Origin of the sequence: Ancylomarina sp., assembly GCF_041555295.1 — a bacterium.
Lineage (GTDB): Bacteria > Bacteroidota > Bacteroidia > Bacteroidales > Marinifilaceae > Ancylomarina.
The window spans coordinates 1-5,051 of the sequence record NZ_JBFFKR010000254.1; the positions used below are offsets into that span (position 1 = coordinate 1).

Sequence of the window (5,051 nt, forward strand, 5' to 3'; positions counted from 1 at the left end):
CTCTATGGTGTAGTTCATCAATCCATAAGAGCGAGTGTAGAGAAATATTCCATTAAAGACTTAGAGATCTTCTTTGGTTACGAGCGTAAGATGGATTTAAGAGAGCTTTCAAGTCACAAATCGCAATTAGAGTTGCTTCTGCAAACAGAAAATATTGACAAACTAAGCAAAGTAACCCAAGCAGCCGTTCAATTGTATAATCAAGACGACTGCGAATCCTTGGTTCGGTTGCAAGCATGGTTGGAGGAGATACGTAATGATCTAATCAAAAATGGTTCTGATATTACCCGGCCAATTGACGGTGAAGGCACGGCCAGCGATAGAATTACAGCCCATCAAGAAAGTATAAAACCCATTATGGATGCCTTGTTGGAAGGCGTGCCTCCGATACGAACAGAACGAAATAATGTGCAGCAGGCACAATTCATTTTGGCGCATATGCTGGACTGGTATCGCAGAGAGAAGAAGTCTTTTTGGTGGGAATTCTTCCGACTTAAAGAGCTCCCAGAAGATGAGTTACTGGAAGAACGAAAAGCCCTTTCTTTTCTTCAATTTACCGGTGAGCGCGTACCCGAGAAAAGAAGCGTAGTTGATACGTATACTTTCCCCTATCAAGAATGTGATCTCCGCATAGGTCAATTGCTAGAAGATCAGGAAGACAACAAAATTGGTACGATTCACTATATCGATGTCGATAGCCGCTTGCTCAAAATCAAGAAAGGACCATCGAAGATAGACTTAGCACATCCAGTTACGGTCATGAGCCTAGAAAACATTAACTCAAAAACAAAAGAAGAAGCTATAATTAGCTTGGCAGAATGGGTTGTAGCCAATGCCATGGAAAGCGATTTCAGAACTTATCGGGCAGCCAGACAACTACTTATGAATGTCTCTCCAACGCTGACCGAAGAAATAAATAAATACGAGGACATCACCAAAAAGACCTTTGATTTTGCATTCAAGTTAGACAGCAGTTATTTACCCGTTCAAGGCCCCCCTGGCGCTGGCAAAAGTTTTACTGGAAGCCACCTGATTGTCAAACTCGTGCAAGAAGGCAAGAAAATTGGGGTCACAGCTTTAAGCCACAAGGTTATCTCGAACTTACTTACCAAGATTTCGGAAGTTGCTGAGGAACATAATCTTTCACTCAAAATGCTACAAAAGGTAAAAGCCGATTATGATGAAGCGGTGTCTTGGCAAGTAACAACAGACGATAATGCCATCCAGGCAGCTTTGGGTAACGTAGATGTTATTGCTGGAACGTCTTTCATGTGGAGCAAGCCACCTTATACAAATGGTGTAGATTACCTGTTTGTGGATGAAGCGGGTCAACTATCCCTAATTGATACATTAGCCGTTTCACATTGCTGTTCAAACCTTGTTCTGCTTGGTGACCCACAGCAATTGAAACAACCCCAACAAGGGGTCCATCCCGATGGCACAGAAGTATCAGCATTAGAACATGTGCTTCAAGACGAGAAAACCATTTCAAATGAGCAGGGCATCTTTTTAGCTGAAACCTGGCGCATGCATTCATCCATCAATGCATTTGTTTCTGAACTCTTTTATGAGAACCGGTTGAAATCAAAAAAACATCTTGATCAGCAGCAAATTTTAGGATCCAAATATTCTGGAGCGGGATTATATCTTGAAGAGATTGAACACAGCGGCAATACCAATTCATCAAGTGAAGAAGTTGAGAAAGTGGTTGAGATTGTGCATCAACTCACAAGCGGTGAAACCATATTCATAAATGAAAAAGGTGAGGAAGCCACATTAACAACTTCGGACATAAAGATCATCACTCCTTATAATGCCCAAGTACAAGCCATTAAGCAACAACTGCCAACTCTAGAGGTTGGAACGGTAGACAAGTTTCAAGGGCAAGAGGCTGCGGTCATCATTTACTCGGTGGGTACGTCCAGTTTGGAAGATGCACCGCGTGGCATGGACTTTCTCTTTAGCCCAAATCGCTTTAACGTAGCTGTATCACGAGCGCGCACGCGCTTTATCATGGTTGCCAACCCTGCTATTTTTGAAGCGGAATGCAAAAGTCCAGATCAAATTAAGTTGGCGAATGCCTTTTGTAGGTTTAAGGAACTTTCACAGTGAACCCGATCCCCGTAATTAAATTATAAAAGCCTAAAGTCAATCTTTCGTATGAGCTTGCATTAAAAAATAACAGATAAGTGCTTTGAGCCGCATGGCATCCTAAGTAATTTGAATTATTAAATAGTAATTGAATAAAGTATTAAACATGGGGAATTCTGACCAAATATTTAAAAAACCAAAGGGGAAATCTCACTTAGATAAAGATTTTTTAGAAGAGTTGAAGCATAAACTATGGTCTACTCGTGGTAGTAGGTTTCAAGCAAGTGACAGACTTAAGACTAGAAATAAGTATTCTGTATTAAGTGTTAGCCTTCTTTCTGCATACCTAATTATATTTGGGTTACTTTCAGTCTATAATTTATATAATCCTGAAACTATATCTGAGAATCTAATCCCATTTACAATTACTTCGTTGTCAATTTTTTTGTTGGTTTTTTCACTTTTTGAAAATTCTAAGGAATATTCTCATAAAGCAATTCAGTTTCACGATTGCGCTCTTGAAATAGCTAGACTTTATAATGAACTTCAGAATTTTAAATCATATAATGATGAAGCTACTATAAAAGATAAAAAAGAATTCTCATTCAATTTACAATGTAAGTACCAATCTATATTGGAAAAATATGAAAATCATTTACAAATTGACAACAAGATTTTTAAATCAGAACATAGAGATTACTACGACGACATCAAATGGTATCAAGTAGTAAATTATCGAATTGAATATTTTTTCAAGACATATTTCTTGTATTTGATATCAATCGTATTGCCTGGCATTGTGTTGTCTTATATAATGTTAAAAATAAATTGAATGGTACCCCGTTATCGCTCGTGCTCTGCAAAGGCAAAAACCCGCTAGTGCGCGATTAGCTTCGCTGATCTTCACTTCGTTTCGGTAGTATCGCGTTCCTTCATGTTATATCAACCATTCCCAATTTCTTCCCAAACGCTCGAAGCAAAACAAAGCGCCAATAGATCCTATAAGTCAATCTTTAACTAACATATCAATATTTATGAAATTTGTTTAGTAAAGGTATTATTACTTAACATTTTTAATTATCTTCATGTCTGTATTTTACAAAACAGATGCAAAATACCCTCAAACAACAACAAACAAGGGGTACAAATAACAGTAGGGTAGGTACACAAGCCCAAACGGCGGGTATAAATGGTCAAACACGGGGATAAGAGGCGAAACGGTGGGTATAAATGACCAAACGGCGGGTATAAATGCCCAAACGGTGGGTATAAATGCCCAAACGGTGGGTACAAATGCCCAAACGATGGGTATAAATGCCCAAACGATTACTTTTAAGCATCTGTTCTTAGTATGATTTTTTTATTTTATTTATTATTAACTATAAATTCATAACAAATGGCGACTACTAAGCACATATCCGAAGATCAATTGATCGAAAACTACCGTATTGCACTTGCAAACGTGGAAAATCAACCCGTAATAGCTGCAACAATGGCTGAGTATGGTTACGATTTACCTGTTATCACCAAAGGGAGAGAATTACTTGGAGCAACTACCACAGCTTTTAATTTCAACCAACAAGAAGATAACGAATCCATTCAAGCTCGTGCCAATTTCGATGCCAAGCTAAGTTTAATAACAGATAAATATGCATCGCATCGCAGAAAAGCTAAAGTCGTTTTCCGTAAAGACGAAGTAACACTAAAACAACTTGGATTAACAGGTCCTTATTCAAGAGTATACGTTAAGTGGATTGTAACAATGAAGACCTTCTACAATGGCGTTCGTTCAAATTCAGATCACTTAGCTAAACTTTTGGTATTTAAAATCACCGAAGACGAAATTTCAGCCTGTATAGCAGAGATTAATGCACTAGAAACAACCAGAGCATTATATCTAAAAGAAATAGGTGAATCACAAGAAGCCACAAAAGCTAAAGACAAAGTCCTGGCAGAACTTGAAGAATGGATGAGTGACTTTTACGCTGTTGCAAAAATAGCAATGGAAGACCAACCTCAACTTCTTGAATCATTAGGCGTGTTAGTTCGTAGCTAACAACAAGCATTTGCAGGCTTTTTGCCAACGCACAACCAACTTTAGCAAAAAGCCTGCAAGTTCTTAACAACAAATATATACTCTCCAAAAACCACCAGCATACAAGTGCGAAAAAAAGAATTTTAACTCATAATTAATCACTTCTAAAACAAAAAAGACCTAACAAAAGCTAGGTCTTTAAAATGTAATTAGAATCAATTTGTTCCCTTAATCCATCACAAACTTGCGAAGATCTGAAACTAAGATTTCTTCCACCTCCCCGAACTTAGATTTTTCACTTTTGGTAAACAACATACCGAAAATAGGATAAGTCTTGTAATCAATTTTGCGCAATTCCAGTGGGTTTGAAAATTGTTTAAGTAGCTTTTCGTAATCAAATTGGGCAATGTTTTCAGAAGGAATACCCGTTGAATTATCAAGAATAATTAAACTGTAAATCTCATCATCCATTTCTCTTAATATCTGGTCCCAATCAGGTCGAATGTTGTTTAAAAAGCAGTGGTAAGGGTTTAAACCAGTCGCCTTATTTGTCAGGTCAGCAGTAGTGCACCAGCCTCCAAATCGCATAGGGTTTACCTCAATAGGGATTAGAGTCCCTTTCTCATCAACACGAACCTCAACGTGTACAGGAAAGTTTCTAATTTCGGCTTTATCACCTAATGCCTGAACAAAGTCTTTAAATTGCTGTAGGTGTTTTCGAATTAATTCTTTTGATGTGTAATAGACCCTATCGCTCACGTCTTTTTCAGATGCAAACAGATGTTTTGAAATACCAAGAACCACTGCATCACCCTTGTCATCAAAATAAGCATCGAAGGCAAATTCATCGCCAGCAATCACTTCTTCAATAATGAAAGATGAGGCATTGACCACCTCAATAGGGAACAGGCGCTTAGCATTCGTA

General features: G+C 38.1%; 4 protein-coding genes. 3 read left to right on the plus strand and 1 reads right to left on the minus strand.

Translation table 11 applies throughout. The annotated features are described in order from the left end of the window. The 3 genes from ABY905_RS13960 to ABY905_RS13970 form a co-directional block, all read left to right on the plus strand. Positions 1-2,112: DEAD/DEAH box helicase (locus tag ABY905_RS13960; protein ID WP_372644918.1), on the plus strand; the 2,112-nt coding region annotated here is incomplete at its 5' end. Positions 2,113-2,257: 145 nt separating this feature from the next. Continuing rightward, complete coding sequence (locus ABY905_RS13965) at positions 2,258-2,923, plus strand: SLATT domain-containing protein (RefSeq protein ID WP_372644920.1); 666 nt, start codon at positions 2,258-2,260, stop codon at positions 2,921-2,923. Positions 2,924-3,487: 564 nt separating this feature from the next. After that, entirely contained in the window at positions 3,488-4,147 is a 660-nt protein-coding gene (locus tag ABY905_RS13970; protein ID WP_372644922.1) for a hypothetical protein, read from the plus strand. A gap of 207 nt (positions 4,148-4,354) precedes the next feature. On the opposite strand, the gene ABY905_RS13975 is transcribed toward ABY905_RS13970, so the two are convergent. Then, positions 4,355-5,051 (minus strand): ATP-grasp domain-containing protein (locus ABY905_RS13975; protein ID WP_372644924.1); only part of this gene is annotated, 697 nt, incomplete at its 5' end.

What these genes read in the sequence shown, in the direction of transcription:
- ABY905_RS13965 (WP_372644920.1), top strand. Translation starts at nt 2,258, where the DNA reads ATGGGGAATTCTGACCAAATATTTAAAAAACCAAAGGGGAAATCTCAC.
- ABY905_RS13970 (WP_372644922.1), top strand. Translation starts at nt 3,488, where the DNA reads ATGGCGACTACTAAGCACATATCCGAAGATCAATTGATCGAAAACTAC.